The following is a 25,383-nucleotide window of genomic DNA, read 5'->3' on the forward strand; positions in this document are numbered from 1 at the left end:
CTTCTATCAGTCCGCTTCCATAATCAGCGGCACTTTAACTTGTCCGTCTTCTTGAACCGGTGCATTCTTGAGCGCTTCTTCGCGCGGCAGAGACGGTTCCACAACATCCTCGCGCATGACATTATACATATCAAGGACGTGGGTCGTCGGTTCAATGCCTTGTGTATCCAGCTCATTCAGCTGTTCGGCAAAACCAATAATATCATCCAGCTGCGTTGTAAACGTCTTTATTTCCTGATCAGTAAAAGACAGACGCGCCAAATTAGCCACGTATTTTACCTGATCTTCGTTGATCCTGCTCATCATTTTCACCTCCGCCAATCGGCTTCATTTGCCACCTCTTGGCAAATTCCAACACTGTTCTAATCATATCAAATACCATTGACACTATGCAATAACCGCGGCGCTGAAACAATTCGATTTGACGCAAGTTTCCTTAATGCCAATATCCTATGGCTTGCCACAATGAAAGCATTCCAAAACCGATAATGATGCCGGCAGATAAACGATTCACCCAGATCAGCATCTTTTTGTCCATCTTTTCCCGAAAATGACCGACACATACACTCAACAGCAGCCACCAAGCAGCAGAACCGCAAAAAATGCCGAAAACTAGGAAAAGGGATGAGCGTACCTCGCCGGAAGCTATTCCTACGCCCGCAAAGATGCTGATGAACGAGAGAATGGTCATTGGATTGGTCAGCGTCAGCACAAATGTTGTTGTGTAAGCACTGAAGAACTGCCTGCTTCCTGCGATGTTCGGCGGTTTGTCCGCAACTTTTGATCGCCACGTCCGGACACCGAGAAGGAAGAGAAAGCAGCCGCCAAGCACATGCAGCCAAATCTGCTGATCAAGCAAAAAGTGAGATACAACCGTCAGTCCAAATGCGGCGATTGCACCATAAATGGCGTCTGCGCTCGCTGCGCCTAGGCCGGACAGCAAGCCACGAAGTCTGCCGAAAACCAGCGTTCGACGGATACAGAGGACACCAATCGGACCGACGGGTGCGGCGATCGCGAAGCCTAAGAGAAGCCCTTTTAAATAAATGAACAGATCCATAAATGGCGCCTTATGAAAAGCGGTCGGCGTGAATCGGGAGCTGCGCCGTTTCTTTTAGTGAATTCATGACAATGGTTGTCCGTGTTTTCACGCCCGGCAGCTTTTTCAATTCACTGCTGATGACGCGATCCAGATCTTTGGTGTCACGTGCACGTACCTTAAGCAAATAATCGTAGTCACCCGCAATATGATGACATTCCTGAACTTCGACCAACTCATGGATCAATTCAAGGAATGCTGCACGCTGTTCGGTTTTTTCTAGGGTCACTGCTATGAAAGCTGTACATGTATTACCGACAAGTTCCGGATCGATGACCGCTTCATATGTTTTAATCACGCCCTTTTCTTCTAGACGTCGCACGCGTTCCGCCACGGCGGGCGAGGACATCTCAATTTTGGCAGCAAGATCGGACCAGGTCGCTCGACCATGCTTCATTAATGTGCGAAGTAATTTTAAATCAAGAGTATCCAATCGATCGCCGCCTTGTTTTATAAAGTTTTATTTTAGTATTATTAATTATACACTGTATTTTCACTTGGTTTAATTATATTTTAAATATCGTGGAATTTCAATTGAAATTAGCAGTACAAACTTTGTGTGGTTTGCATATGAAAAAGTAGACTTCTTCTGCCTTTGCATAGAAAAAAACCGCCAATAGCGGTTTCTCATGGTTAGTCGTATTTACTGTTGAAAGATGTGAACATAGGGTTTGTCCATATCATTTGTTTGTTCAATTAGGGCTTCAGGTGTGTCGCCTGTTGTAATGTAGATATGGATTGGGACACTGCGCGCAAAACGCATTCGATTCTTGACTAGGGATGTCACATAGTTGGTAAAACCAATCATTTCTGTCTTATCGACAAACTTATTAAAGTTAATTTCGAGCGTCATATCATGCAGCTCTTTATTCTGATAGAATCCTTTCCCAATCACACCCACATAGTTCGGGTAATACTTTTGCACATCGGTCTTGAATTGATTGAATTTGTCTAAATCATCTTTATAATTGCTCGTTGCGCTGTCCGACGGGAACAACACATGATGTTCAGCAACATTGGTCCATTTATCAATGGAACTTGAGTTGGCGGCTATTTCCGTTTTTGCAAAGAAGTCACCGGATACATAGGATTGGGGCGCTGCCGTAAGGTATAACGTCATAAAAATCGGTACCTGCTGCAACCCTGGAAGGCTTCTGATCCGTTGCAAAATTTGTTGCGCATGGGCCTTTCCCCATGCCTTGACTTTCGCTTGTTTCAGCTTTTCAGAAACCGGATAAATTTTATCGTTATACGTAATATTGTCTGCATATACAGAATTCAGCGATACGGCAATCGATACGCCGCTCAACTTGTATTGATTTTTACTATTCTTCATCAGATAGTTTTGTTCCAATACATAATTAATATATTTCGGACTGTTCTTTGACTTTTCAACAATCGTCTTGCCTTTTCCAAGTGCCGGATTCAGACCGGGAAGAACTTTAGCCTCACTATCGCTCTTCTTTGGCTCGGACCCTTTGCGGTAAAGAATACCATTAATATCCGAGTCCTTGAGGTATTGTCCGCTCTGAAAAACGTATTTATCGGGACTGAATACACTTTTTGACAAGTCCATCAATCCGCTCTCGAGCTGATCCATATCCACACGGTTCTTCGGGCCATATTGGATATAGCCTCGTGACGAAGTACCGGACTTGGGTTTGAGCATTTGATAATCCGAATCGTTCCTGCTTGGGATCAGACTGGCATTCTCGCTCTTGCCACTGCCGTTATCCACAACATTATGATTCGAATCGTTGTTAAACCAGCACCCCGAAAGCACGAGCTGTAAGGCGAGAATGACAGAGCCCGCCGCCGCTGTTTTCTTCCATTTCATATTGGAGCATCCCCTATTCCTTGAGCATTTCCACAAAATGCGCCTCATCCCAAACCTCGATCTGAAGATCCTGCGCTTTTTTCAACTTCGATCCGGCAGCTTCCCCTGCAACGACTAGGTCCGTGCTGGCACTGACACTTCCGGTCACCTTGCCGCCGCGCTGTTCAATCGCTTCTTTTGCCTCAGTTCGTGTCATTTGCGTCAATTTGCCGGTTAACACGACTGTCTTACCATTAAATGGTGAATCGGATTGAGCGGCTGTCTCAGGATCCGGGCCAAGATACGTCATCGTTACGCCGGCATTTTTCAGTTCATTAATCAATGCGCCAACTTCGGGCTTTGAAAAATACATGATCAACGAATCCGCCATCTTCTCGCCAATCTCATCGACTGCGATGAGTGCGTCCATATCCGCGTTCGCCAATGTATGGATGTCTTTAAAGGCTTGCGCTAAAAGTTTGGCCGCCTTGGATCCAATGTAACGAATGCCCAGCCCGAAAAGCAAGTGTTCCAGAGAGTTTTCCTTGGAGTGTTCAATCGCATTGAGTAAATTATCGGTCGACTTTTCACCCATGCGTTCCATGGAGATCAGATCAGCACGATTCAGTTTATATAGATCGGCGACATCGGCGATCAGCTTCTTTTCAAAAAGCTGCGTGATCACCTTTTCGCCTAATCCGTCAATATTCATGGCACCGCGCGAGACAAAGTGGATGAGTCCTTCTCGAATCAGCGCCGGACATTTCGGGTTAATGCAGCGAAGCGCGACTTCTTCTTCAAGTCGAACAAGTTCACTTCCGCATTCCGGGCAAGTCGTCGGCATTGCGTAAGGGACTTCATCACCCGTTCTCTGTTCAGTCAGCACATTAACGACCTCAGGTATTATGTCTCCCGCTTTTCGAATCACGACGCGGTCGCCAATACGTATATCTTTCTCCTGAATTAAGTCTTCGTTATGAAGCGATGCTCTTTTGACCGTTGTTCCGGCAACGGACACCGGAGTAAGCACCGCTGTTGGCGTTACAGCACCGGTTCGTCCGACACTGACTTCAATAGCCTCGAGTGTTGTCACGACTTCTTCCGCAGGAAATTTGTAGGCGATCATCCAGCGCGGCGACTTCACCGTGTTGCCCAGCTGCCGCTGCTGATCCATTGCGTCTACTTTGACCACGATGCCGTCAATGCCATAGGGAAGTGCGTCCCGTTTTTCCGTATATTCCTTGATATAATCAAAGACTTCCTGCATCGTTTTGCAACGTCTTGATTCCGGATTGACCGGAAGTCCCAGCTCGCGAATCGCTTCAAGCAGACCGTAGTGCGTTTTGATTTTCTCACGGTCAAAACGACCGGAGCTGTACAGAAAAACAGAGAGCCTTCTTTTCGCCGATATTTTCGGATCGAGCTGTCTTAGAGAGCCGGCCGCGGCGTTGCGCGGATTGGCAAACAGCGGCTCACCATTTCGGCTTCGTTCGTCATTTAATTTCTCAAATGATCGCTTCGGCATATAGGCCTCTCCGCGCACCTCAATATCAATCGGTTCCGGGAGCACAAGCGGCAAGGAGCGGACGGTCTTTAAATTATTCGTGATGTCTTCTCCGATGGTCCCGTTCCCACGTGTTGCGCCGAGCACAAATTCACCTTTTTCATAGGTGAGCGAAACCGCCAGTCCATCAATTTTCAATTCGCAGACATAAGTGACATCATCTCCGACTGCCTGCCTGACGCGGCGATCAAAATCCAGCAGTTCCTCTTCGCTGAACACATCACCGAGGCTGAGCATCGGAAGATCATGCGTCACCTTCGTAAATGCCTTGAGCGGTTCTCCGCCTACTCGCTGAGTTGGTGAATCCGGCGTAATCCACTCCGGGTGCTCCTTCTCCAGGGCGATCAGCTCGTTCATAAGCCGATCATACTCACTGTCGGGCACACTTGGATTGTCCTCCACATAGTACTCGTAGCTATACTGATTTAATTGCTGATGCAGATCCATGACGTGTTGGGGCAGTCGCTCAACCATGATTTGTTGCTCCTTTATACCATTAGTATGAAGAAAACCTGCCTATGACGCGCATTTCGGCGTGTCCACGGTATTGTTTTCCTAATACGATTCTATTCCACATTTTGTTTACTATTAGAAAACTTGGCTTTGCCAGAAGCTTGCCAATCGGCAAGCTTCTAATAAATCATTTTGGTCCTTAATTAAGTAACGAGTAAAATAAGCGGAGATTTTCCGGTTATATGCATCATGGCGCTTGTTTCTCAGGTAAATAAGGGGAATTTTTCCGGTTATTCACAGAAAAACCTTCCATTTTCACGTTTTTTGATTCGATAAGCGGAATTTCTCCGTCTATTTAAGCTACTTTTTCGTTCATTCTCTAAATAAGCGGAATTTTTCCGCTTATTTCTCAGACCTCTTTTATACTGTTAGAAAACTTGATTATTATATAACCTATTATGACCCGGTCACACTTTCTCAATCGGAGCAAATGCGCCAAGCAATCGTTTCAACCCAACCGGACTTGGGAAGACAATATCCAGTTCGACGCTGTCTCCGCTTCCCCGAGTCGCCACAATGGTTCCTTGACCCCACTTTTTGTGCGTGACCTTGTCGCCGGCGCTCCATGTTTCATTATGCTGCGCTCTTTTCTGAAGAATTGGCCGTGATTGAGAAACTGGTGCTGCGGATCGCCTGCTGAAAGGTGATCCAGATGCAGACTTCGATGCGAAACCGCCGGAAATCATCTGTTCTTCTGAGTCTTCCTGTTCAATAAGGTCTTTTGGAATTTCCTTAATAAAACGTGACGCGGGATTAGTGATCGTATTGCCATAAAGCATGCGTACCTGCGCACTTGTCAAGAACAGCTGCTTCTTCGCCCGCGTAATGCCAACATACGCCAAGCGCCGCTCCTCTTCCATTCCCTCAGGATCATCCAAGGAACGCATATGCGGAAAAATACCTTCTTCCATGCCGACAAGAAAGACAATCGGAAATTCCAGTCCCTTGGCCGAGTGAAGGGTCATCAACGTTACCGCATCTTGTGGGGCTTGATCTTCCTGATCGTCTATATCGGCGTCAAGCGCGAGCTCGGTCAGAAAATTAATGAGGGATTTATCATCATGCGCACTTTCGAATTCCTTCGTCACCGACAGCAATTCATCGAGGTTTTCCAGACGGCTCTGCGCTTCGATCGTCCGTTCTGCTTTGAGCGCATCACGATAGCCGGATTTGTCCAATACATCGTCAACAAGCTCGGTCACAGACAGGAATTCCTGCATTTTGGACCAATTCATGATCATTTCAGCGAAGGCTTTCATTTTACCTGCTGTTCTCGCCGCGATGCCGGTCTGTTCCACATCATCGATCGCCTGCATCAATGAGAGATCCCCTGAGATCGCATAATCAGCAAGCTTATCCATGGAGGAAGCACCGATGCCTCGCTTCGGTTCGTTAATCACGCGTGCCAAACTGATTTCATCATTCGGATTCGCGATCAGCCGCAGATAAGCGAGTATATCTTTAATTTCTTTGCGGTCGTAGAATTTGATACTGCCGACCATTCGATACGGTATGTTCGACTTGACCAGTGTCTCTTCAATCACACGTGATTGGGCGTTCGTTCTATAGAGCACAGCAAGCTCGGAATATTTGAATCCATCATTAAAGAGCTCCCGCATCTTTCCGGCAACGTAATAGCCTTCTTCACGTTCTGTCGGCGCCCGATAGTACGCGATTTTATTGCCGTCAGCATTTTCCGTCCACAGGTTCTTCGGCTTGCGATCATGGTTGTTCTCGATCACATGGTTCGCAGCGTCAAGAATCATCTTCGTCGATCGATAATTTTGTTCCAATTTAATCACTTGCGCATTCGGGTAGTCTTCCTCGAATGATAGAATGTTATGAATGTCCGCACCACGCCAGCCGTAGATCGATTGATCGGAATCACCGACAACACATAGGTTCTTAAAACGGTCGGCGAGCATGTGCACGAGCAGATATTGGGCACGGTTCGTATCCTGATACTCATCAACATGGATGTACTGAAACTTCTTTTGATAGAATTCCAGGACTTCCGGCACGCGCTGGAACAGGTGCACCGTCGTCATGATTAGATCATCGAAATCAAGTGACTGGTTCTGAAGCAGCTTCTTCTCATAATCTTTGTAGACATCGCGGACGACCTCTTCAAAGGGTCCCTGAGCGGTTTTTGCAAAGTCTGCAGCTGTCTTCAATTCGTTTTTGGCAGCGCTGATTGCGCCTAAAATGCCACGTGGCGTGAATTTTTTCGGATCCAAATTGTGCTCTTTGAGCGTTTGTTTCACAACCGATAACTGATCGGTGCTGTCTAAGATCGTAAAATTGCGGCTAACCCCCATACGGTCGATGTCACGGCGCAAAATCCGTACGCACATCGAGTGGAAGGTGGACACCCATGTGTCTTCAACGAGTGGTCCCGCGAGACCGGAAAGGCGTTCCCTCATTTCTTTTGCCGCTTTATTCGTGAACGTGATCGCCAGAATATTCCATGGCGCGATGTCACGCTCAATCATTAAGTATGCCATGCGATGGGTCAGCACGCGTGTCTTACCGCTTCCCGCGCCGGCCATAATCAAAAGCGGACCCGCGTGGTGCTTGACCGCCTTTAGTTGTTCCGGGTTAAGTCCTTCGAGCAGTTCCTGTGAAAGTCGTTCCATCGCTATCACTTCCTAAAATAGAGTCGCTTAGTAACACATCATGGAAAAATCGCACGCAAAATGCAAAGTCGGCGCATTCTGTATTCACTGTTTCCCCAGAATATCGCCGCCTCAATAGATCATTTTTCACTTGAAACGAGAAACAACCCGTTTCTTTTTATTATTCCAATCGATTAAGTGCCATTTTATAGCCATCCGCACCAAAGTTGATGCAGCGCTTTACTCTGGAAATAGTCGCCGTGCTGGCTCCTGTCTCTTCTTCAATCTGGTGATAGGTTTGTCCTGTCATCAGCATTCTCGCCACCTCAAGCCGTTGCGACAATGATTGAATCTCGCCCATTGTGCATAGATCATCAAAAAACTGGTAGCATTCCTCACGATCTTTCAATGTCAGGATGGCGTCAAACAGCTGATCAAGAGCTTTGCCTCTTAATTTATCAATTTGCAACCTTGTCCATTCCTTTCTCATCAGTAAAATCAATCATTTCATCATCGATTCTGTTCTCACTTATATCATGCCTTGCCGATCTATTACATAAAATCTACCCGGAGCAGATACATCTTTATCTAGTTCAGTTTGAATGTATAGTGATCTCTCAAACTTGCATAAGCATTCCTTTTAACATATTACATCAAATAGGCGTAGGGATAAAGTCGAAGCAAAAAATGATTTCATTCTTCACCGCGCGAAATTCATTATTCGAACTACTTCAGCGTGTTAAAATCAAATGTTTACGGTTTCATCGATGTTATGTTAGCCTATAGATAATTAATGATTCTACTGCCTGAGGACGTGATTGATGTGAATATTTTGTGGGATTTTGACGGGACGATCTTTGATACGTATCCTGTTTATGCAAAACTCTTGAAACAAGTGCTTGAAAATAACGTTAATGAGCAGGACATTTATAGACAGTTAAAAATATCAGAGAGTACCGCACTTGAGACATTTCAAGTTAGTCAGGAGCAGACTCGCCGCTACCATCAACTGGTCAGAAGCTGTCCAGCAGATACATTTAGGCCCTTTCCATTTGTTGAAAAAATTCTCGCTGCTGCCAATAAAAATGTAATTATGACGCACAAAAGCCGTGGTTCACTCATTCAAATTTTAAAGCATTATCAGCTGGACAGCTATTTCAGCGAACTTGTGACGCGAGACAACGGCTTCCCGCGCAAGCCTGATCCTGCCGCTTATATCTATTTGGATGAGCACCATGGTTTTGATTTGGCGATTGGCGACCGCACGCTGGATATTATTCCTGCTAAAAAGCTGGGCAAGAAAACATGCCTGTTTCAAAATGATGCGCCCGGTGCGGACTTTTATCTGGGCAGTTATGAAGAGTTCTTTGATCGCGTGCACCTGTGCGTTTGATTAAATACGTTTATCGGTCTCTTCTACAAATTTATCGGTCTGTTTCGCGTATTTATCGGTCTCTTCTACAACTTTATCGGTCTGTTTAATAAAAAATGCCTCCCGCCGGAGACGTGATCGTCTCAAACGGGAGGCTTTTATTCTAAACGGTTTCGTTTGCAGCCTGTTCTTCGTGTTCTTCCAAAGTTTGTTTGATGTAGCCTTTGATCAATTCCGCCGATGCATTGAATCCTTCTTGTTCTTTTTCGTTAAGGCGGAATTTGATGATTTTCTCCACGCCATTGCGGCCGAGAATAATCGGCACGCCGATGGCCAGATCATGCTGACCGTATTCACCATCTTGAATGACCGAAGCTGCCGTTACGGCACGTGCGTCGTTGAGGATTGACTTTGCAAAGAAGGCGAGTTCATTGCCGATTCCAAATTGCGTGTTACCCTTGCGTTTATGGATTTCCCAACCAAAATGGCGTGCGGCGTTTTCAACCTGATCGCGATCAATCGGACCAAATTCATCAACATTATCTTCTTCAAATTGGTCCAGCGGTTGTCCGCCAACGGTTACTTGCGACCAAGCGGCAATTTGAGAATCACCATGCTCGCCTACCATAAATGCGCTGATGCTGCGCGGGTCAACGTCGCCGATCACTTGCGAAAGCTGACGACGTAAGCGCATACTGTCGAGTGCCGTTCCCGTTCCAATCACGTGGTTCTTCGGCAGCCCGGACAACGTGTAGAATAAGTATGTAATGATATCGCACGGATTGGTCGCGATCACATAGTTTCCTTTGAAACCGGCCTTGCGCAGCTTTGGCACGATATCGTAAGCAATCGCCGCGGTGCCCTTCAACAACTCCAGACGTGATTGGGTTGGAATTTGCGAGCGTTCCGTTACCGCCACAAGAATCACGTCGCACGCAGCAAGCCCTTCAAGCGGTACTTCAATGACCCGCGTTCTTGACGGCGTCAGCTCGATACTGTCCGCAAAATCCCAGGCCTCACCTTTCGCGCGTTCGGCATCGATATCGGAAATGTACAGTTCATCCGCAATATTATTGTGGACAATTGCGGAGGCGGCAGCCTTTCCGACGTTGCCAATGCCTACAATGCCTACTCTTCTGACTGTTTCGTTCACTTCAATCCTCTCCTTATGCCTTCTGAGGCTATCCTTTTTTCTGTGTGAGTTGACGTATATTTTACACCCTACAAAGAGATGAATCAATATTATTTGACTATTTGAACTTGATTTACTATAAGAGTCTGTTCAAAAAGGAGGACAAAAAGTGCCGAGAAGATCAAGGAAGCGCAGTTTCGAGCACCAGAGCGTATGCAAATGATACGTGAGGAGCGGAGAAACAAGCTGACACAGAGATTCGACAGCAATTTTTCCTGGACTTTTTGAACACCCTCTATAAGAATAAAAAATACGATTGAACAATCAGCTGACGACGCTTAAACTGAAATTAATTTATAGACAGTCTGCCATTCAAAAGAGGGAACGGTAATGAACAATCTTGAGTTTCGAAAATTAAAAAAAGAAGCCATTCCTGCGTTTGTGGAAATGAGAAAACTGCAGTTGCTCGAGGAAGGCGCTGTACCGACAACCGATCTCACCAAACCGCTCACCGATTACTTCACTCAAGCACTTGAGGACGGCAGTTTTGTTTCCTGGATCGCTCTTGTTGACGGAAAGATGATCGCAACCAGCGGCATGTCCTTCAGCCGCCGTCCGCCCTACTATGGCAATCCGTCCGGCTGCGTTGGAACACTTTCATGTATGCATACCTTAAAAGCTTTTCGGAGACAAGGGATTGCAACTAAATTGTTGGACGCCGTTGTCAAGGAAGCCAAACAGCGCCACTGCGGAAAAGTGACGATCACAGCATCGGCAATGGGCAAGCTTCTTTATAGAAGTTACGGGTTCAAACAGAAAGACAATTATTTAGATTATGATTTGACGACGAATGATTGAGGAGCGCGTGAAAATGGAAATTCGCTTAATGAAAACAGAGGATTACGCTAAAGTCCACCAACTCTGGATGCATACCGATGGAATGGGCATGCGCAGCCTCGATGATTCCGCCCAAGGCATTGAAAAATTTCTAAAAAGAAACCCAACTACAAATTTCATCGCCGAAGAAAATCAACAGATTATGGGCGTCATCCTGTGCGGAAACGACGGCCGCAGAGGCTACATTTATCACACAGCAGTCGACCGCAGCTATCGCCGCAAAGGGATCGGGAAACAACTGGTGAGCGCCGTCATTAATGCCTTGAAAAAAGAGGAAATTAATAAAATTGCCCTCGTTGTTTTCGCCACAAACCAGTCCGGAAACGCATTTTGGCAATCGATTGGTTTCACCAAACGCGAAGACCTCATGTACAGAAACTTAAGTATTAATGAACAGAATATCTAAAAAATGCTCTGAGGTGACGATCAAAATGATTCGCTCGGCAACGCCATCCGACATACCTGCACTCAAAGATTTATGCACACAACTTGGTTATGAAGAAACGGAATCTGAGATTAAACAGCGGCTTCACTACATCTTAAGCCATCCAGATAACGGCTTTTTTGTCTCTGAAGACCAAACGGGATGCGTTTGCGGATGGGCGCACATCTTCGGCAAACATTTTCTTGAAGGTGTTTACGCTGAACTTGGCGGCATTGTCGTTGACCGCGCGCACCGCAGACAAGGGATTGGTAAACAATTGCTCGAAGCATGCGAGCAATGGGCCACTGAGCACGGCTATACAGAACTGCGCGTCCGTTCAGGAGGAACCAGGGAAAAAGCACATCAATTCTACACGCAGCTTGGGTACGAAAACACCAAATGGCAAAAGGTCTTCAACCGCTTTTTTGAGTAACTGTGAACTATTCCTTCGGTGCAGATTTTTCCAAAGCCGTTTTTAAAAAGTTAATATATACCAAAAGTTCTTCCGATAAAAACACATCAGCTCGTTTGACCAGGCCGACTTGAATTAAATTACTTCCCTCTAAAGGTATGGAAATAATATTGGGGTTCATGTAATTGTCCACGATGCAGCCTGTTCCCAGGTTGTATCCATCTGTATGGGACAGGAGATTATTCATGGCGCCTCGATCCTTCAGATAGACCAAGTTCCTAATCGTGTCCAGATTGATGGCTTCTTCAGCAAAATGGAGCAGTACGTCATCCTGCTGGTAGGTTAGATAAGGATAATCCGTTAACTGCTCCAAGTTAATGCATTTGAGATGAGCCAGAGGATGTTCTTTTCGGAGAAAAACGTGTTGCTTCAATGACACTAGAGGCGTAAAATTCAGTGATTTTGAGATAAAATAGCGTTTGAAAAAGTTCTTGTTTAAATCGGTTAGGGATAAAATGCCGAGAATACTTCTACTCGCGTACACGTCATCAATTACATCGGTTGTCTTTCCCTCCCGAATCGTCAGTTCATACTTTCGCTCGGCAAAATAACTCATAAAATTCGCTACAGCTTCTATGGCAAAGCCGTAGTGTTGAGAGGAAATAGAAAGCTTTGTTACGTCCGTTGCCTTCTCCCTGTTAAAATGATCGACGACAGATTCCATTTGTTCCAGAAGCGTTTTGGCGTAGAATAATAATTCCGTACCATCTTTAGTGAAGACAACTCCTTTATTCGTTCGATCCAGGATCGTTATCCCTAACTCCGTTTCCAAGTCTCGCACGGCTTTACTGATACTGGGCTGTGTTACGTAAAGCGCAGAGGCAGCCTTGCTTATTGAACCGTGCTTGGAAATTTCCACTAAATAGCGAAATTGCTGAATCGTCATGCTCCACTACTCCCTCTCAGATTATGTCAACTTCTGCCATAACTTTTTTCTATGGCAAATGGTTACTAAGTTCAATTTTACAACATCCATGACGCATTTTAAAATAAATGCAGAAAAACAAATAAGCATGAGGAGATGCGTCAAATGGCCGATCATATCGTGTATCGTGAAGCACAATTAAGTGATTTACCCATTATAGTGGCTATTTATAATTCAACGATACCAGGGAGAATGGTCACGGCGGATACGGAAGAAGTCACTGTATCTGAACGTAAACCTTGGTTTAGTGCCCATTATGAAGACAAGAATCGCCCACTTTGGGTTGCCGAACAGGATGGAAAAATCTGCGGATGGCTCAGCCTGAGCAGCTTTTATGGACGCCCTGCCTATCGTGCAACCGTGGAAATAAGCGTTTATCTTGATACGAGCGTTCGCGGAAAGGGGCTGGGCACTGATTTTGTTACCTATGCAATCGATCATTGTCATGAATTCGGTATAAAAACTATTCTTGCTTTTATCTTCGGCCACAATATTCCCAGTCTCCGCCTTTTTGAACGCTTGGGTTTTGAAAAGTGGGGGGCTTATCCAAAGGTTGCGGAACTAGATAGCATTGAAAGAGATTTAGTTATACTGGGTAAGCGTGTTAATGAATAAACCAAAAGGAAATAACACATTTACAGGGGCACTTTATACATCTGCTGCCTATATTTTGTGGGGATTTTTACCCGTGTATTGGAAGGCATTAGGCAGTGTGCCGGCTTTTGAGATCTTAGCACACAGAATCTGCTGGTCTTTTGTATTCACAATAGTTATCATCCTGTTTAAGAAACAGAAAACTCATCTATTTATCTATAGGCTCAACTATTTTTATCACTATAAAAAGGAATTTTTATTTATATTCATCGCGTCTCTTGCAATAAGCGCGAATTGGGTGATCTTTATTTGGGCGGTTAACCACGGAAAAGTTATTGAAGCCAGTCTGGGAATGTACATGACCCCGCTTATTAGCATTTTATTGGGTATTGTTTTATTGAGAGATAAATGCGGTCCAGGACAATCGCTGTCATTTTTCATTGCCCTGCTGGGTGTGTTCTTGCTTACCGTTAACTATGGTCAAATCCCTTGGGTTGCGTTATCGCTTGCCTTATCATCAGGAATCTACAGTTATGCCAAAAAATGTACTCGATTAGACTCACGCGTAGCGATGGCTTACGAAACATTAATCGGCACACCGACAGCACTTACATATCTATTGATATTACAACTAAATGGTGTAGCATCATTCGGGACTGATTCTTATCATCTATCGACTCTTTTAATGGGAGCCGGTATCGTAACGGCCCTGCCGCTTATTTGGTTTGCTGAAGGAGTAAAACGATTGCCGTTATCTACCGTTGGGGTGATTCAATATATAACACCCTCAATCACATTCCTCATCGGATTGTTGATTTTTAAAGAACCTGTTTCGTTTGTTCAATGGTTTTCATTTATACTTATCTGGGCGTCGATTATGATCTACATTTTTTCTTCATGTAACGCAGATTGTAAAGAAACGCGATTGTCGCACTAGTTCGCAGTCATTCAAATATATACCTATAAAAAGGATACCTTCAGCAGGTATCCTTTTTTACACGCTTCACTTTTGCATTAGCCTTGCTTCTTCACGATCGGGATATAGATCTCGCATACCTTTCCTTCGTCCGACATGCAGCGGTCATCGTAGCGTTCAAAGTCGACGCAATCCGGTGCGTACTCGTATCCTGATTTTGGAAACCATTCGCTGAAGATGTAGTTCCACGTTCCTTGAATTGCAGATACAAAGTGTTCGGCATTGCTTGGCGGCGTCGAGAACACAGCATAGGAAGCAGGCGGAATGTCGCATGTATGATAGCTGTCCGGTACTGCTTCGCCCTCCTTTCGTTCAACACCGATCACATAATCAAACGCGCCGTTCTGCGGATCTTCAGGAAAGCAGACTCCGTATTCATCATGTGCTTTGACAAAGCGCTCGGCATGGAGCTTATCCATTCGCCCATCCGTCATATAGGCCTGCCAGAATGCCGGAATGGTTTTACTGTTCTCTCCATCAGATGAGGTTGTTTTAATCACATAGCCTGCAAGTTTAACAGCAGGAAGCGTCATAAATTTTGGTTCCAAAATAATTCCTCCAGTCAAATAGTTGTTTGTGCGCGGAAGGCTCGGCGGGTTCGGGCGACCGCCGCGTGCATGCAAGCGATACGTTGCCGGGCTGCAGCCAAAATAACGACGAAAAGCCTTGCTGAACCCTGAGTGCGTGTCAAATCGGTACTTCAGCGAAATGTCGAGAATCCGCTTGCCTGAAGCAAGTTCGCATGCAGCAAAAGCAAGGCGGCGCTTTCGTACGTAAGCCATCACCGTATAACCCACGCCCCATTGAAAGACTCGGCAAAAATGCCACGTGGAAAATCCGGCTTGCGCCGCTAAACGTTCAGGGGTGATGTCGTCTGTAATATGTTCGTCAACATAGTCCAGCGTTTGTTGCAAGATCACGATCGTATCCATGAAGCATTCCCTCCAACCGTACGGTAAACCCAGTATATCAACCGCCATAGAAAGATGCTGTTCCAAAATTGCGAAGACAGAAATAATCACATTCGACCTTTACAAATCTGGCGTTAACCTTGATGACTTATTGCAAAGAGTAGCAGTAAGCTTTCCTCAGTATGGTATTCTTTTAAGAAAAGGGGATGGGTCACGATGTTTCGAGGAGAACCAATGCCAACTTATTACAATCCACAGCTTGAGCCAATTGATGAAAAAATTTGCGCACTGATTCAGGAGCGCAAAAAGATTGCCGGAGACAACCCTGGGCTCCCCAGTGAGGAAACTTTTCAAAGCTGGGGAAAGAAATTCGGTCATTATCCGGATATGCTGCGAGAAATTTTCGCAGCAATGCAAAATGAAGATATATTCAGGCCAAGAGTTGAACCGAAAAAGTTTCGTTGTTTTGTGCCTGTAATGAGTGGGCGTAAGTTTGGCGATCAAATAATCTGCGTGACTCATCTGCGTCAATATGAAAATGCGAGCGTACTTTCGCTAACGGTTGCCAGTTCGTTCGATTACAAGGAACAAGATGCGGCGGATCATGATAATCGGCGTCAGCTGGATTATGAACTGAAAATTCCTGATTCCAACTATGATTGCCGCTCAGACGATGGTTCCGGCAGTGACGGATTGTGGATCAGAAATTATATCATTACCCCGGCAATTCCTGATGAATTACCTGATCTAAAACTTGTTTTTCAGGAACAAGAATTGTTTCCCAAGCAAAAGCGAACGGGGAATGTGTTCGAACTAAACCTTCGCAGGATTGATTGAGTGCTAACAAAAATTGTTAACAAGGAGATCTAAAAATGATTCTGAAGCTAGGTAGCTACTCGGTGCAGTTGATTTAATCTGCTTACCGTCTGTATCGAGTAATAGATCATTAAAAAAATAGGTGAGCAGTTAACTGCACCGTTCCGTGTTATCAAAATAAAACGGAGGCGTAGTTATGAATAAACATTCTTTAAAAAAATTATGGCAGCAGGAAGAAAGAGCAAATTTTCAAGGCTGGGATTTTTCACACCTTAAAGGAAGATGGGAAAGTGAGCAGTTGCCATGGAACTATAGGGAAATAGTCTTGGATCATCTAAATCCAAATGACCAATTACTTGATATGGGAACCGGTGGCGGAGAATTCCTACTCTCTTTGCGTCATCCCTATCACAATACCTCGGTTACAGAGGCTTGGGCACCGAACATACAGTTAATTAAAAAACGACTTGCTCCATTAGGTATTCACATTTATCCGTGCGCGAATGAAGGAGACATTCCCTGTCAGGATAATAGGTTCGATCTCATCATTAACCAGCATGCAGGTATGAACATAAGCGATATTAAACGGACCTTAAAGCCTAATGGTTTGTTTATCACAAAACAGGTGGGGGCGGATAACAACTATATGTTATCCAAGCGATTAATCCCGGAGTATCAGCGCCCTTATCCGCATAATACATTGAAACAAGTCGTTGGGGACTTAAAACAGGCTGGTTTTAAAATTGAGCAACAGTTTGAGTATTTTCCTTATCTGCGTTTTGATGATGTTGGGGCCATCGTGTATTATGCCACGATCATTTCATGGGAATTCCCCGGGTTTTCAGTGGAGCGCTGTTTCGACACGCTATATTTGCTGCACGAAAAGATAAAGCAGCAAGGATATGTACAAACGAATGAGCATCGCTTCCTAATTGTTGCCCGAAATCATAAGAACTGAACGTCAAGGAGGCTGTCCCAAAAGGGTATTCACAAACAGTTACACGATTTAAAAAGGGTGATTAAACAAGATTTTAGATAATTAAAGAGGGTGTCTCAGAGTCAAAAAATCGACTTTTGAGACACCCTCTTTACGTTTTTTGCAGGTCATTTTGTTGCAAAGTCTACTCTGTCTTACTTTTAATCCTTCATTATTTTTCTAGAGTGATTTTCAATCCATCTGCTAATTTCATTAAGACTTATTTTGTTCTGTTGATCGGAGATTTTAACAGTGAAGGAGACAATTTCATCTTTTTCCGCACAGAAATATATCGCGTTCTTTCTGAGAAAAGTGACCAAGGCTACGAATCCTGTTCGCTTATTCGCATTATAGAACGCATGGTTTTGAACGATACTTTGAAAAAGCGCTGCCGCTTTATCATAGATTGTTGCATAAGCATCTTGACCAAAAGCGGATTGCTGTGGTCGATTCACTGCGCTGTTCAATAAAAAAGGTTCCTTTACACCAACTTGTTCCAAGGGCGTATACCGCTTAATTAACAGGGCGTTAATCAGTATCAACTCATTTTCGCCGATAAATGAAATGTTCCTCATTTTTTCGCCAATTCCTTAATTGCTTCATTATATTGATCCATTACATCCGTGACGATCTCTAGCAATCCCGGATCAATTCCTTTAGGCAGTTGAACTTTACTCTGTTTCTTTATGATCACTGTCCCATCCGGCTGAGGTTCAAACGAAATGTGATCTCCTTGTTTTGCATGAAGGTGGTTTAATATTTCTGCCGGATAGGTCGATCCAAAACTATTACCCATTTTTACAATTTTTCGTTCCATGGTCACACCTCCATTGTATTCATAACATCCTCATCATTATATACAATTGTACATACATTATAACATTTAATTATTGTTATCAATGGCAGTATTTTTTTATATCGCTCATTCAAATGAATATTTGCCTATCCCCGCAATGTCACATTTAGAGACTTTTCTCTTTGACTTCCCGGATTAAGATGAATAATTCGTCCAATTAAGTAAAATAAACTTGACATAAAGTAAAGCTTTGATTACATTAATGATGTTACATTTACTTCTACGTTTAGGAGATGAAAAAAACTGATGAGCGATAAAAGTCAGCAATTAATGAATCGAATTGCTGTCTTGCGGGCAAAAAGTAAAATGACTCAGAAAGAATTAGCTGAGAAAGCTGGTGTAAGCAGACAAACAATCATTTCAATTGAAAACAAAAAGTATTCCCCATCTTTAGTTCTGGCTTTTAAAATAGCGAAGGCATTGAATGTTGATATAACTCAGGTGTTTCAATACAAGGAGGAGAGCAACTAATGGAGAAAATTATCATGTTTACGAACAGCATGACTGTCACGGCTTTTTTTGCAGTCATTGGTCTTGTCCTTTCGGTCGCTAAAGAAGGCAAGGACGAACGCGCCGTGTTCATGGCCTATCGGCTCTTTCGATTTTTGTTTGTATTCTTATGTGGTTTATTGTCGTTAATTATTCTTTATACGAGCTGGAAAACCCTGGATTATGTATCGTTAAGGGTATGTCTCACAACATCATTGTCTTTAACAGTATTCGCTGGACTTGTTTACTGGCCGATCATTCGAAAAAAATATTAAGGATTGATGAGTTGTTCATAGAAATCACTCGGGTGAATTCGTTTGATTGCACCGATCTGTTCAGGAAAACGCTGGTGATTGGTTGTTAGTATGTATTGGCAACTTTCACGTATGGCTGTGACCCAAACATGAAAATCATTTTGATCAAATGCTGACAGCGGTTTGCTCATCTCTTGAGATTGAGCAATTTTTCTTGCTTTTTCTTTGGAACATTGACTTAATTCTATAAGAACTCGTCCAATCGGCAGATTTTCTCTCATTATTGTTTCAGAACTGTAGCGTCCGACTAAGCTGTTAACAGGCAACTTGTTATAATACTCAAAAATTGGATTTAAAAAAATCTGCAGAAATTCATCAATCTCTGCAGGTGTATAGATAACTCGATTCGTTCCTTTCCCCAATCCTTCTAGAGCATGCTTCATGAATTCAAAGAGACAAACCCTTGAAAAAACTGGGATAAAAAAATAAGGATATCGTGCGGCTTTAAGAATTTTTCGATTGATCCCATCAACTCGAATTGCGCCACACAGTACTGTTGTGTCTATAAAAACTTTTGGAGGAACTTTTGCATCATAAATTAAATTCATCGGCATCCCCACCTCGGCGATTTTTTTCGTCGATCCTCTGTAGAAATGTATCTGAATGCTCATCTTGTTTGCTTGTGGTGATAAATGCATCGCGAGGAATTCGCCAATGTCCGCCTTCTGTTTGATATGCCTCTGAAAACTTTCCCTTTTCACAGAATCGGCGAATCGTTTGATCGCTCAATCCTAGTTTTTTCCCAACCTCTTTAGGTGTATAAAAAGGTTTGGTTTCTTCTTTTAATGATGCGATCATAACGGGTTGCGTATATGCTGTTCGATTGATTCTGTGTTTTACTCTTCCTTGTTTCAATAATGAAACAGTGACCGCTTTTCTGAACTTCGGCTGGTTAGTCGCTGTTAATTGGATCAATCTGTCTATATATTCAGCTATAAAATCATCGTTAATTTGCTGCTGCTCAGCAGCATTAGTTAACTTTTTTTCAAGCTGTTTCAACTGATTTAATTCATCTTGTTCTGGTAATTTCAGTGACAGGCTGGATAATTCAGGAAGAACGACACCAACTTGACGAAAAGATCGTTCAATGGTGGCTTTGAGCACAACCTTTGCCTGTTCGCGATTAATCTTCAACAAGGTCTGAACGCTGTCCCACATTTCAATTTGATCGTCGTCTATTGTTCTCATCATCCCTCAGCCTCCTCGACTTAATTATAGCCGATTATCTTCAAACAATTCAACAATCTCAACATTTTCAATAAAAATGCGAATCTAGGATGGGGTTGAACAAAAATTTAGCTTAGTTAGATTTTTAAGTCATATAAAAAAAGAGCAAAGACACGTGATTGTTGCCCTTGCTCAAACATCTTTCAAATAGTGATGTAGATCTCGGTTCCCGTATAAAATACGATGAATCTCGATTACATCCTCATGGACATCGTAAAAAACCAACTATTTATCAACCGGCATCCGGCGGTATGTTTGTTGAAACCGTCTGCCATGATAAATCTCGTACTTCTTAGGAAACTCGTTCAACTCACTAATTTTTTTGACAATTTGGTCGTATTTCAGAACTGCTGTTGATGTATGAAACTGTGCTAAATAATTGACGATGTCTTCAAGATCTTTTACTCAATCGAAAAAAAAAACAATTGCACGCATTTTCAGGTCCAACTCTATCTAACAATTTTTTGCGCAAATTCCGTGTAACATCGGCCAAATCATAACGAGTGGGATCACTTTCTGCCTGAGCTTCTGCTTCACACAATGCAGACTCGATGCGTTTTACGGACTGAATTGCCTCGTATTGTTCCAGGCTCATGACAACCCTATCACCGTAACCATTCTTTGTTAGGAAAACCGGCTCCTTTTCTTCATGAACAATGCGTGAAATCTCAGTGAACCTATTTCTCAGATCTGATATCGGTCTGATCTGTGGCATAGTCAATCCCCTCCAAAGGTATCGTTTTATCATAATTGTGATAATGTATGGAGTTGAATTACGCATTCCGATATAAATTTCCGGATCAACAAGTCGACATTTTATAATTTCATGGACAATCAAAAAGCCGCCGTATCGTTTTGTCGATACAGGCGGCTTTCGATCATTCTTTTATTCCGAAGCTTCCAGTGCGTGATGCCCGATATCCTTGCGGAAGAACACGGCATCGGTTTGGATGCTTTCGAGATCGTTGTTGACTGCATCGCGGGCCGAGCGCAGATCATCGCCGAGCCGTGTGACGAGCAGCACACGGCCGCCGTTGGTCAGCCAGTCCGCAGCGGATTTTTTTGTTCCGGCGTGGAAAAGCAGTGCGTCTTCCGGCAGCGCGGCGAGGTCGCCAAGTTTCCGGCCTTTTTCGTAGCTGCCCGGATATCCGCTTGACGCGAGCACAACGCCGACGGCTGTTTTTTCACTCCATGCAAGTTGCGGCTGCGCGCCGTCAAGCACGTCGAGCACCGTTTGGACGAAATCCGATTCCAGGCGCGGCAGAACGACCTGTGTCTCAGGATCACCAAAGCGGCAATTAAATTCGATCACCTTTGGACCGGCCGCAGTCAAAATCAATCCGGCATAGAGCACACCTGTGAACGTGAAGCCTTCGGAAACCATGCCATTCGCGGTAGGCTGCAAGATAGTTTTCACTGCCTCGTCCACAATGGACTGAGCAATCTGCGGAACCGGTGAATAGGCGCCCATTCCACCGGTATTCGGGCCTTTATCGCCCTCAAATGCACGCTTGTGATCCTGTGCGATGGCGAGCGGAACAACTTTATTCCCGTTCACCAAAGCCATTAGCGAAAACTCTTCGCCTTCAAGGTATTCTTCAATGACGACGCGCGACCCGGCATCGGCAAATTTTTTATCCTTCATGATCTCTTTCAGACCTTTTTCGGCTTCCGCCATCGTCATTGCGACGATGACGCCTTTTCCGGCAGCAAGACCATCGGCTTTGAGAACGATCGGAGCGCCGATCTTCTGAAGATAATCACTAGCCTCTTGATAATCGGTAAAAGTCTGATAATGTGAGGTCGGAATCTGATATTTTTCCATGATCGCCTTTGCGAAAGCTTTGCTTCCCTCAATCTGAGCCGCAGCTTTCGATGGTCCGAAAACCTTCAAGCCGTTTGCTTGAAAAACATCGACAATCCCGCCGACGAGCGGCTGTTCCGGGCCAACCAGGGTCAGCGCGACATCGTGATCTTTGGCAAAACCCGCAAGTGCTTCGAAGTCCATAACGTCAATCGGCACACATTCAGCAACCGATGCCATACCATCACTGCCCGGTGCAGCGTAAACTTTTTCAACAAGCTTGCTTTGCGATGCTTTCCATGCCATCGCGTGTTCGCGGCCACCGCCGCCGACAATCAACACATTCATGATCGTTCCCCTTTCAACAGCGAATGAAATTAATGTTTGAAGTGGCGCATGCCGGTGAATACCATAGCAATGTTATACTTGTTGGCCATGTCGATGGATTCTTGATCACGAATCGATCCGCCCGGCTGAATAATCGCGGTGATACCTGCCTTAGCAGCTTCTTCAACGGTATCATTCATTGGGAAGTAGGCATCTGAGGAAAGCACGGCACCCTTTGTCTTTTCTCCCGCTTCTTCAAGCGCGATTTTCGCCGCACCAACACGGTTTGTCTGTCCGCCGCCCATGCCGACCATCAGTCCGTCATTAACGAGCGCGATCGCGTTTGATTTCACATGTTTCACAATCGTCCAAGCAAACTTCAAGCTTTCCATTTCTGCTTCAGTCGGCTTACGGTCGGTAACTACTTTTAGATTTTCTTCAATATCCGTGTAGCCCTTCGTATCCAGATCTTGAACAAGCATGCCGCCGCGGACGGAGGTGTACTGAGCAAAATCCTGTGGTTCATCACTCATGTCGACTTGCAGTAAGCGCAGGTTTTTCTTCTTATGTTCCAGAATGGCGATGGCTTCTTCGGAATAAGACGGTGCAATGATAATTTCGAGAAAAATGCTGTGCAGCTTCTCAGCCAATGCTGCATCCACTTCACGGTTCAGCGCGACTATTCCGCCGAAAATTGAAATAGGATCAGCTTCATAGGCTTTATCATAGGCTTCATTGACCGTTTCGCCAATGCCAATGCCACATGGGTTCATATGTTTAACAGCAACCGCGGCCGGCTGCTTGAATTCTTTAATAATGCCAAGTGCCGCATCGGCATCACGGATGTTGTTATAAGAAAGTTCTTTGCCATGAAGTTGTTTCGCAGCGGCGATCGTCGATTCATCCTCAATCGGATCACTGTAAAATGCAGCCATCTGATGCGGATTTTCACCGTAACGAAGCGGCTGTTTCTTTTCGTAAGTCAAGGTCAGCTTTTCCGGGAATTCTTCACCGACTTGCTTGGTGAAATAATCGGCAATCAGCGCGTCATAAGCCGCGGTGTGTCGGAAAACCTTTGCTGCCAGCTTTTGTTTCAGTTCAAACGGAACATCGGCATTCGCATCGAGACTTTCGGCAACCAAATCATAATCTGCCGGATCGCAGACAACAGTCACGCTGCGATGATTCTTCGCTGCGGAGCGAAGCATGCTTGGACCGCCAATATCAATGTTCTCAACGGCATCATCATAAGCAACATCCGGTTTTGAAATGGTTTCTTTGAACGGATACAGGTTGACAACCACAAAATCGATCGGTTGGATGCCGAGACCTTTGATGGCATCCATATGTTCTTTTTTATCGCGAACCGCTAGAAGACCGCCGTGAACTGCCGGATGCAGCGTCTTTACGCGTCCGTCAAGAATTTCCGGAAAATCTGTGATTTCGCTGATCGACATGACAGGAATACCTGCATTTTCGATCGCTTTTTTCGTACCGCCGGTTGAGATAATTTCAATACCGGCGTCCACCAATTTTTTCACAAAATCAATAAGCCCTGTCTTATCAGAAACACTGACTAATGCTCGTTTTGCCACTTCGCTACTTCCTTTCTATTTTCACTCCATAGATTCTATATCTAAAGCTCGGAAAACCGTTTATTCACGCAACAATTTGGCAATGGTTGCCGGATAAAGCTTGTGTTCTGTTTCATGAATGCGTGCTTCGAGCGTCTCAACTGTATCGTCATCTTCCACTGGAACGGCGGCTTGGGCAATGATCGGACCTGTGTCCATGCCCTCATCCACATAATGGATCGTGATACCTGTGATCTTAACGCCTTTATTGAAGGCTTGGCCGATCGCATCCAGTCCGGTAAACGAGGGCAGCAATGATGGATGAATGTTAATAATCCGGTGCGGATACGCGGCAAGCATGACCTTGCCGAGAATCCGCATGTAACCTGCCAGAAAAATATACGCGACATCGTGTTCCTTGCATGCGTCGGCAATCACTTGTTCAAAGGCAGCCTTTGATGGGTAGTCTTTTCTGGAAACCACCAAGACCGGCACACCGGCTTGCTTTGCTCGTTCAATAACAGCCGCTCCCGGCTGATCGCAGACGAGCAGTTCGATGGTTGCGGAAATTTGTCCGTCTTGAATCGCTTGCTTGATGGCGACAAAATTGGTACCGTGTCCTGATGCGAAAACCGCTATTTTATGCTTCATCGACATTCACCAGCGTCAATTCATGACCTTCGACAACTTTTCCCACGATGATCGGCGTTTCACCGGAGGCCTTCAGTACTGCCAAAGCCTTATCAGCATCCTCTGGAGCAACCGCCAGCACCATTCCAAGTCCCATGTTAAATGTATGGAACATGTCATCGAGCTGCAATTCGCCCAATTCTTTTAACCAATCGAACACCGCCGGACGTTTCCATGCTGAAACGTCCATTTCCGCCGTCAATCCCTCTGGGAACATACGCGGCACATTTTCATAGAATCCTCCGCCCGTAATATGCGCAATACCGTGAACGTCTACCGTTTTCAGCAGATCAAGCACCGGTTTCACGTAAATCTTCGTCGGTGTCAGCAAAACCTCGCCAACAGTCTTTTCCGGATCAGGTGAATAGGTGTCGGCATAGGTTAACCCGGCATCGGCAACAAGCTTGCGGACAAGTGAAAATCCGTTGCTGTGAATGCCGCTTGACGTGAGCCCGATTAAGAGGTCGCCGTCCTTTACCCGATTGGGCTTGATCATGTTTGCCTTTTCAACGGCGCCGACAGAAAATCCGGCAATATCGTAATCGTTTTCGTCATACATGCCCGGCATCTCTGCTGTCTCGCCGCCGATCAGCGCACAACCTGCCTGAGCACAGCCGTCTGCGATCCCTTTGACAATCGCTTCCGCTTTTTCCGGCTTCAGCGCGGAGCAGGCCAAGTAATCGAGAAAGTAAATCGGTTCTGCACCTTGTGTGATGATATCGTTCACGCACATCGCCACGGCATCGATGCCTACCGTATCGTGACGGTCGGTCGCGATGGCGATCATCAATTTTGTGCCGACGCCGTCCGTTCCTGATACAAGCACCGGTTCCTTTAAATTCAATTGCGATAAGTCAATTGCACCGCCAAATCCGCCTAGGCCGTCCATGACTTCCGGGCGGAAGGTGCGCTGCACATGTTTCTTGATTCGGCCTACTGTCTCGTAGCCGGCTTCAATGTTCACACCGGCTTTTTTATATGCGTTCGCCATGATGGTCCT

General features: G+C 44.9%; 29 protein-coding genes. 10 read left to right on the forward strand and 19 right to left on the reverse strand.

What is annotated here, in order from left to right:
* Nucleotides 1-6: 6 nt before the first annotated feature.
* From gatC to ABWW58_RS09750, 7 genes are all read right to left on the reverse strand, one after another.
* Nucleotides 7-303 carry an Asp-tRNA(Asn)/Glu-tRNA(Gln) amidotransferase subunit GatC gene (gatC, locus tag ABWW58_RS09720; protein WP_093674421.1) on the reverse strand — a complete coding sequence of 99 codons (297 nt, stop codon included), beginning with the start codon at nucleotides 301-303 and terminating at the stop codon, nucleotides 7-9.
* Between the two features lie 133 nt (nucleotides 304-436).
* Nucleotides 437-1,060, reverse strand: a complete 624-nt coding sequence (locus ABWW58_RS09725; protein ID WP_353868946.1) for a LysE family translocator — start codon at nucleotides 1,058-1,060, stop codon at nucleotides 437-439.
* A gap of 10 nt (nucleotides 1,061-1,070) precedes the next feature.
* Complete coding sequence (locus ABWW58_RS09730; protein WP_353868947.1) at nucleotides 1,071-1,532, reverse strand: Lrp/AsnC family transcriptional regulator; 462 nt, start codon at nucleotides 1,530-1,532, stop codon at nucleotides 1,071-1,073.
* Nucleotides 1,533-1,742: 210 nt separating this feature from the next.
* Nucleotides 1,743-2,936, reverse strand: a complete 1,194-nt coding sequence (locus ABWW58_RS09735; protein ID WP_353868948.1) for a CamS family sex pheromone protein — start codon at nucleotides 2,934-2,936, stop codon at nucleotides 1,743-1,745.
* A gap of 13 nt (nucleotides 2,937-2,949) precedes the next feature.
* A complete protein-coding gene (ligA, locus tag ABWW58_RS09740; protein ID WP_353868949.1) occupies nucleotides 2,950-4,953 on the reverse strand; it encodes an NAD-dependent DNA ligase LigA in 2,004 nt (667 codons plus the stop codon).
* A gap of 446 nt (nucleotides 4,954-5,399) precedes the next feature.
* The gene (pcrA, locus tag ABWW58_RS09745; protein ID WP_353868950.1) at nucleotides 5,400-7,628 is read right to left on the reverse strand and encodes a DNA helicase PcrA; all 2,229 of its coding nucleotides are present in this window, start codon (nucleotides 7,626-7,628) and stop codon (nucleotides 5,400-5,402) included.
* A 160-nt stretch (nucleotides 7,629-7,788) separates the two neighbouring features.
* Nucleotides 7,789-8,076, reverse strand: a complete 288-nt coding sequence (locus ABWW58_RS09750) for a YerC/YecD family TrpR-related protein (protein WP_093674410.1) — start codon at nucleotides 8,074-8,076, stop codon at nucleotides 7,789-7,791.
* A gap of 354 nt (nucleotides 8,077-8,430) precedes the next feature.
* Between ABWW58_RS09750 and ABWW58_RS09755 the strand changes: the two genes are divergently transcribed.
* Nucleotides 8,431-9,000: an HAD hydrolase-like protein gene (locus ABWW58_RS09755; RefSeq protein ID WP_353868951.1), complete on the forward strand. Its 570-nt coding sequence runs from the start codon at nucleotides 8,431-8,433 to the stop codon at nucleotides 8,998-9,000.
* A gap of 142 nt (nucleotides 9,001-9,142) precedes the next feature.
* Here the strand turns inward: ABWW58_RS09755 and ABWW58_RS09760 are convergent, their stop codons facing one another.
* A complete protein-coding gene (locus ABWW58_RS09760; protein ID WP_353868952.1) occupies nucleotides 9,143-10,132 on the reverse strand; it encodes an L-lactate dehydrogenase in 990 nt (329 codons plus the stop codon).
* Nucleotides 10,133-10,501: 369 nt separating this feature from the next.
* Between ABWW58_RS09760 and ABWW58_RS09765 the strand changes: the two genes are divergently transcribed.
* Genes ABWW58_RS09765 through ABWW58_RS09775 form a run of 3 tightly spaced genes read left to right on the forward strand, consistent with a single transcriptional unit; the run spans nucleotide 10,502 to nucleotide 11,865 of the window.
* Nucleotides 10,502-10,969, forward strand: a complete 468-nt coding sequence (locus ABWW58_RS09765; protein ID WP_353868953.1) for a GNAT family N-acetyltransferase — start codon at nucleotides 10,502-10,504, stop codon at nucleotides 10,967-10,969.
* A gap of 13 nt (nucleotides 10,970-10,982) precedes the next feature.
* Complete coding sequence (locus ABWW58_RS09770) at nucleotides 10,983-11,414, forward strand: GNAT family N-acetyltransferase (RefSeq protein ID WP_353868954.1); 432 nt, start codon at nucleotides 10,983-10,985, stop codon at nucleotides 11,412-11,414.
* A 25-nt stretch (nucleotides 11,415-11,439) separates the two neighbouring features.
* Nucleotides 11,440-11,865, forward strand: coding sequence for a GNAT family N-acetyltransferase (locus ABWW58_RS09775; protein ID WP_353868955.1), 426 nt, complete (start codon nucleotides 11,440-11,442; stop codon nucleotides 11,863-11,865).
* Nucleotides 11,866-11,872: 7 nt separating this feature from the next.
* Here the strand turns inward: ABWW58_RS09775 and ABWW58_RS09780 are convergent, their stop codons facing one another.
* Entirely contained in the window at nucleotides 11,873-12,790 is a 918-nt protein-coding gene (locus tag ABWW58_RS09780; RefSeq protein ID WP_353868956.1) for a LysR family transcriptional regulator, read from the reverse strand.
* Nucleotides 12,791-12,934: 144 nt separating this feature from the next.
* Here ABWW58_RS09780 and ABWW58_RS09785 point away from each other — a divergent pair, with 144 nt between their 5' ends.
* Both ABWW58_RS09785 and rarD read left to right on the forward strand, forming a co-directional pair.
* Nucleotides 12,935-13,444, forward strand: a complete 510-nt coding sequence (locus tag ABWW58_RS09785; RefSeq protein WP_353868957.1) for a GNAT family N-acetyltransferase — start codon at nucleotides 12,935-12,937, stop codon at nucleotides 13,442-13,444.
* A complete protein-coding gene (rarD, locus tag ABWW58_RS09790; protein ID WP_353868958.1) occupies nucleotides 13,437-14,360 on the forward strand; it encodes an EamA family transporter RarD in 924 nt (307 codons plus the stop codon). The genes ABWW58_RS09785 and rarD overlap by 8 nt, the downstream gene beginning before the upstream one ends.
* Before the next feature lie 77 nt (nucleotides 14,361-14,437).
* On the opposite strand, the gene ABWW58_RS09795 is transcribed toward rarD, so the two are convergent.
* Complete coding sequence (locus ABWW58_RS09795) at nucleotides 14,438-15,331, reverse strand: effector binding domain-containing protein (protein ID WP_353868959.1); 894 nt, start codon at nucleotides 15,329-15,331, stop codon at nucleotides 14,438-14,440.
* Nucleotides 15,332-15,526: 195 nt separating this feature from the next.
* On the opposite strand from ABWW58_RS09795, the gene ABWW58_RS09800 reads away from it, so the two are divergent.
* Together ABWW58_RS09800 and ABWW58_RS09805 are read left to right on the forward strand one after the other, a co-directional pair.
* Nucleotides 15,527-16,147: a hypothetical protein gene (locus ABWW58_RS09800; RefSeq protein ID WP_353868960.1), complete on the forward strand. Its 621-nt coding sequence runs from the start codon at nucleotides 15,527-15,529 to the stop codon at nucleotides 16,145-16,147.
* Nucleotides 16,148-16,322: 175 nt separating this feature from the next.
* The gene (locus ABWW58_RS09805) at nucleotides 16,323-17,084 is read left to right on the forward strand and encodes a class I SAM-dependent methyltransferase (protein ID WP_353868961.1); all 762 of its coding nucleotides are present in this window, start codon (nucleotides 16,323-16,325) and stop codon (nucleotides 17,082-17,084) included.
* Nucleotides 17,085-17,263: 179 nt separating this feature from the next.
* Here ABWW58_RS09805 and ABWW58_RS09810 read toward each other — a convergent pair whose 3' ends face one another.
* Together ABWW58_RS09810 and ABWW58_RS09815 are read right to left on the reverse strand one after the other, a co-directional pair.
* Nucleotides 17,264-17,677: a type II toxin-antitoxin system death-on-curing family toxin gene (locus ABWW58_RS09810; protein ID WP_353868962.1), complete on the reverse strand. Its 414-nt coding sequence runs from the start codon at nucleotides 17,675-17,677 to the stop codon at nucleotides 17,264-17,266.
* Nucleotides 17,674-17,919: an AbrB/MazE/SpoVT family DNA-binding domain-containing protein gene (locus ABWW58_RS09815; RefSeq protein WP_353868963.1), complete on the reverse strand. Its 246-nt coding sequence runs from the start codon at nucleotides 17,917-17,919 to the stop codon at nucleotides 17,674-17,676. The genes ABWW58_RS09810 and ABWW58_RS09815 overlap by 4 nt, the downstream gene beginning before the upstream one ends.
* 285 nt (nucleotides 17,920-18,204) lie before the next feature.
* On the opposite strand from ABWW58_RS09815, the gene ABWW58_RS09820 reads away from it, so the two are divergent.
* On the forward strand, nucleotides 18,205-18,429 hold the full coding sequence (locus tag ABWW58_RS09820) for a helix-turn-helix transcriptional regulator (RefSeq protein WP_353868964.1): 225 nt from the start codon (nucleotides 18,205-18,207) through the stop codon (nucleotides 18,427-18,429).
* Entirely contained in the window at nucleotides 18,429-18,722 is a 294-nt protein-coding gene (locus ABWW58_RS09825; RefSeq protein ID WP_353868965.1) for a hypothetical protein, read from the forward strand. The genes ABWW58_RS09820 and ABWW58_RS09825 overlap by 1 nt, the downstream gene beginning before the upstream one ends.
* Here the strand turns inward: ABWW58_RS09825 and ABWW58_RS09830 are convergent.
* From ABWW58_RS09830 to purM, 7 genes are all read right to left on the reverse strand, one after another.
* Entirely contained in the window at nucleotides 18,719-19,309 is a 591-nt protein-coding gene (locus ABWW58_RS09830) for a PIN domain-containing protein (RefSeq protein ID WP_353868966.1), read from the reverse strand. The two genes, ABWW58_RS09825 and ABWW58_RS09830, sit on opposite strands and share 4 nt — an antisense overlap.
* The gene (locus ABWW58_RS09835) at nucleotides 19,293-19,952 is read right to left on the reverse strand and encodes a helix-turn-helix domain-containing protein (RefSeq protein WP_353868967.1); all 660 of its coding nucleotides are present in this window, start codon (nucleotides 19,950-19,952) and stop codon (nucleotides 19,293-19,295) included. Before ABWW58_RS09835 ends, ABWW58_RS09830 begins: the two co-directional genes overlap by 17 nt.
* A gap of 427 nt (nucleotides 19,953-20,379) precedes the next feature.
* Nucleotides 20,380-20,703, reverse strand: a complete 324-nt coding sequence (locus ABWW58_RS09840) for a type II toxin-antitoxin system Phd/YefM family antitoxin (RefSeq protein WP_353868968.1) — start codon at nucleotides 20,701-20,703, stop codon at nucleotides 20,380-20,382.
* A 171-nt stretch (nucleotides 20,704-20,874) separates the two neighbouring features.
* A complete protein-coding gene (purD, locus tag ABWW58_RS09845) occupies nucleotides 20,875-22,140 on the reverse strand; it encodes a phosphoribosylamine--glycine ligase (protein ID WP_353868969.1) in 1,266 nt (421 codons plus the stop codon).
* 29 nt (nucleotides 22,141-22,169) lie between these two features.
* A complete protein-coding gene (gene purH / locus ABWW58_RS09850; RefSeq protein WP_353868970.1) occupies nucleotides 22,170-23,714 on the reverse strand; it encodes a bifunctional phosphoribosylaminoimidazolecarboxamide formyltransferase/IMP cyclohydrolase in 1,545 nt (514 codons plus the stop codon).
* Nucleotides 23,715-23,774: 60 nt separating this feature from the next.
* Entirely contained in the window at nucleotides 23,775-24,344 is a 570-nt protein-coding gene (gene purN, locus ABWW58_RS09855) for a phosphoribosylglycinamide formyltransferase (RefSeq protein WP_353868971.1), read from the reverse strand.
* Nucleotides 24,334-25,374: a phosphoribosylformylglycinamidine cyclo-ligase gene (purM, locus tag ABWW58_RS09860; protein ID WP_353868972.1), complete on the reverse strand. Its 1,041-nt coding sequence runs from the start codon at nucleotides 25,372-25,374 to the stop codon at nucleotides 24,334-24,336. Before purM ends, purN begins: the two co-directional genes overlap by 11 nt.
* Nucleotides 25,375-25,383 lie beyond the last annotated feature (9 nt).

Origin of the sequence: Sporolactobacillus caesalpiniae (assembly GCF_040513385.1) — a bacterium.
Lineage (GTDB): Bacteria > Bacillota > Bacilli > Bacillales > Sporolactobacillaceae > Sporolactobacillus.

Bases quoted from the DNA above. Each gene is read 5' to 3' on its own strand.
- ABWW58_RS09725 (WP_353868946.1), bottom strand. From the start codon at position 1,060: ATGGATCTGTTCATTTATTTAAAAGGGCTTCTCTTAGGCTTCGCGATC.
- pcrA (WP_353868950.1), bottom strand. From the start codon at position 7,628: ATGGAACGACTTTCACAGGAACTGCTCGAAGGACTTAACCCGGAACAA.
- gatC (WP_093674421.1), bottom strand. From the start codon at position 303: ATGAGCAGGATCAACGAAGATCAGGTAAAATACGTGGCTAATTTGGCG.
- ABWW58_RS09780 (WP_353868956.1), bottom strand. From the start codon at position 12,790: ATGACGATTCAGCAATTTCGCTATTTAGTGGAAATTTCCAAGCACGGT.
- purD (WP_353868969.1), bottom strand. From the start codon at position 22,140: ATGAATGTGTTGATTGTCGGCGGCGGTGGCCGCGAACACGCGATGGCA.
- ABWW58_RS09835 (WP_353868967.1), bottom strand. From the start codon at position 19,952: ATGATGAGAACAATAGACGACGATCAAATTGAAATGTGGGACAGCGTT.
- ABWW58_RS09825 (WP_353868965.1), top strand. From the start codon at position 18,429: ATGGAGAAAATTATCATGTTTACGAACAGCATGACTGTCACGGCTTTT.
- ligA (WP_353868949.1), bottom strand. From the start codon at position 4,953: ATGGTTGAGCGACTGCCCCAACACGTCATGGATCTGCATCAGCAATTA.
- purN (WP_353868971.1), bottom strand. From the start codon at position 24,344: ATGAAGCATAAAATAGCGGTTTTCGCATCAGGACACGGTACCAATTTT.
- ABWW58_RS09820 (WP_353868964.1), top strand. From the start codon at position 18,205: ATGAGCGATAAAAGTCAGCAATTAATGAATCGAATTGCTGTCTTGCGG.
- ABWW58_RS09795 (WP_353868959.1), bottom strand. From the start codon at position 15,331: ATGGATACGATCGTGATCTTGCAACAAACGCTGGACTATGTTGACGAA.
- ABWW58_RS09770 (WP_353868954.1), top strand. From the start codon at position 10,983: ATGGAAATTCGCTTAATGAAAACAGAGGATTACGCTAAAGTCCACCAA.
- ABWW58_RS09775 (WP_353868955.1), top strand. From the start codon at position 11,440: ATGATTCGCTCGGCAACGCCATCCGACATACCTGCACTCAAAGATTTA.
- ABWW58_RS09800 (WP_353868960.1), top strand. From the start codon at position 15,527: ATGTTTCGAGGAGAACCAATGCCAACTTATTACAATCCACAGCTTGAG.
- ABWW58_RS09830 (WP_353868966.1), bottom strand. From the start codon at position 19,309: ATGAATTTAATTTATGATGCAAAAGTTCCTCCAAAAGTTTTTATAGAC.
- purM (WP_353868972.1), bottom strand. From the start codon at position 25,374: ATGGCGAACGCATATAAAAAAGCCGGTGTGAACATTGAAGCCGGCTAC.
- ABWW58_RS09765 (WP_353868953.1), top strand. From the start codon at position 10,502: ATGAACAATCTTGAGTTTCGAAAATTAAAAAAAGAAGCCATTCCTGCG.
- ABWW58_RS09840 (WP_353868968.1), bottom strand. From the start codon at position 20,703: ATGCCACAGATCAGACCGATATCAGATCTGAGAAATAGGTTCACTGAG.
- ABWW58_RS09785 (WP_353868957.1), top strand. From the start codon at position 12,935: ATGGCCGATCATATCGTGTATCGTGAAGCACAATTAAGTGATTTACCC.
- rarD (WP_353868958.1), top strand. From the start codon at position 13,437: ATGAATAAACCAAAAGGAAATAACACATTTACAGGGGCACTTTATACA.
- ABWW58_RS09810 (WP_353868962.1), bottom strand. From the start codon at position 17,677: ATGAGGAACATTTCATTTATCGGCGAAAATGAGTTGATACTGATTAAC.
- ABWW58_RS09735 (WP_353868948.1), bottom strand. From the start codon at position 2,936: ATGAAATGGAAGAAAACAGCGGCGGCGGGCTCTGTCATTCTCGCCTTA.
- ABWW58_RS09815 (WP_353868963.1), bottom strand. From the start codon at position 17,919: ATGGAACGAAAAATTGTAAAAATGGGTAATAGTTTTGGATCGACCTAT.
- ABWW58_RS09805 (WP_353868961.1), top strand. From the start codon at position 16,323: ATGAATAAACATTCTTTAAAAAAATTATGGCAGCAGGAAGAAAGAGCA.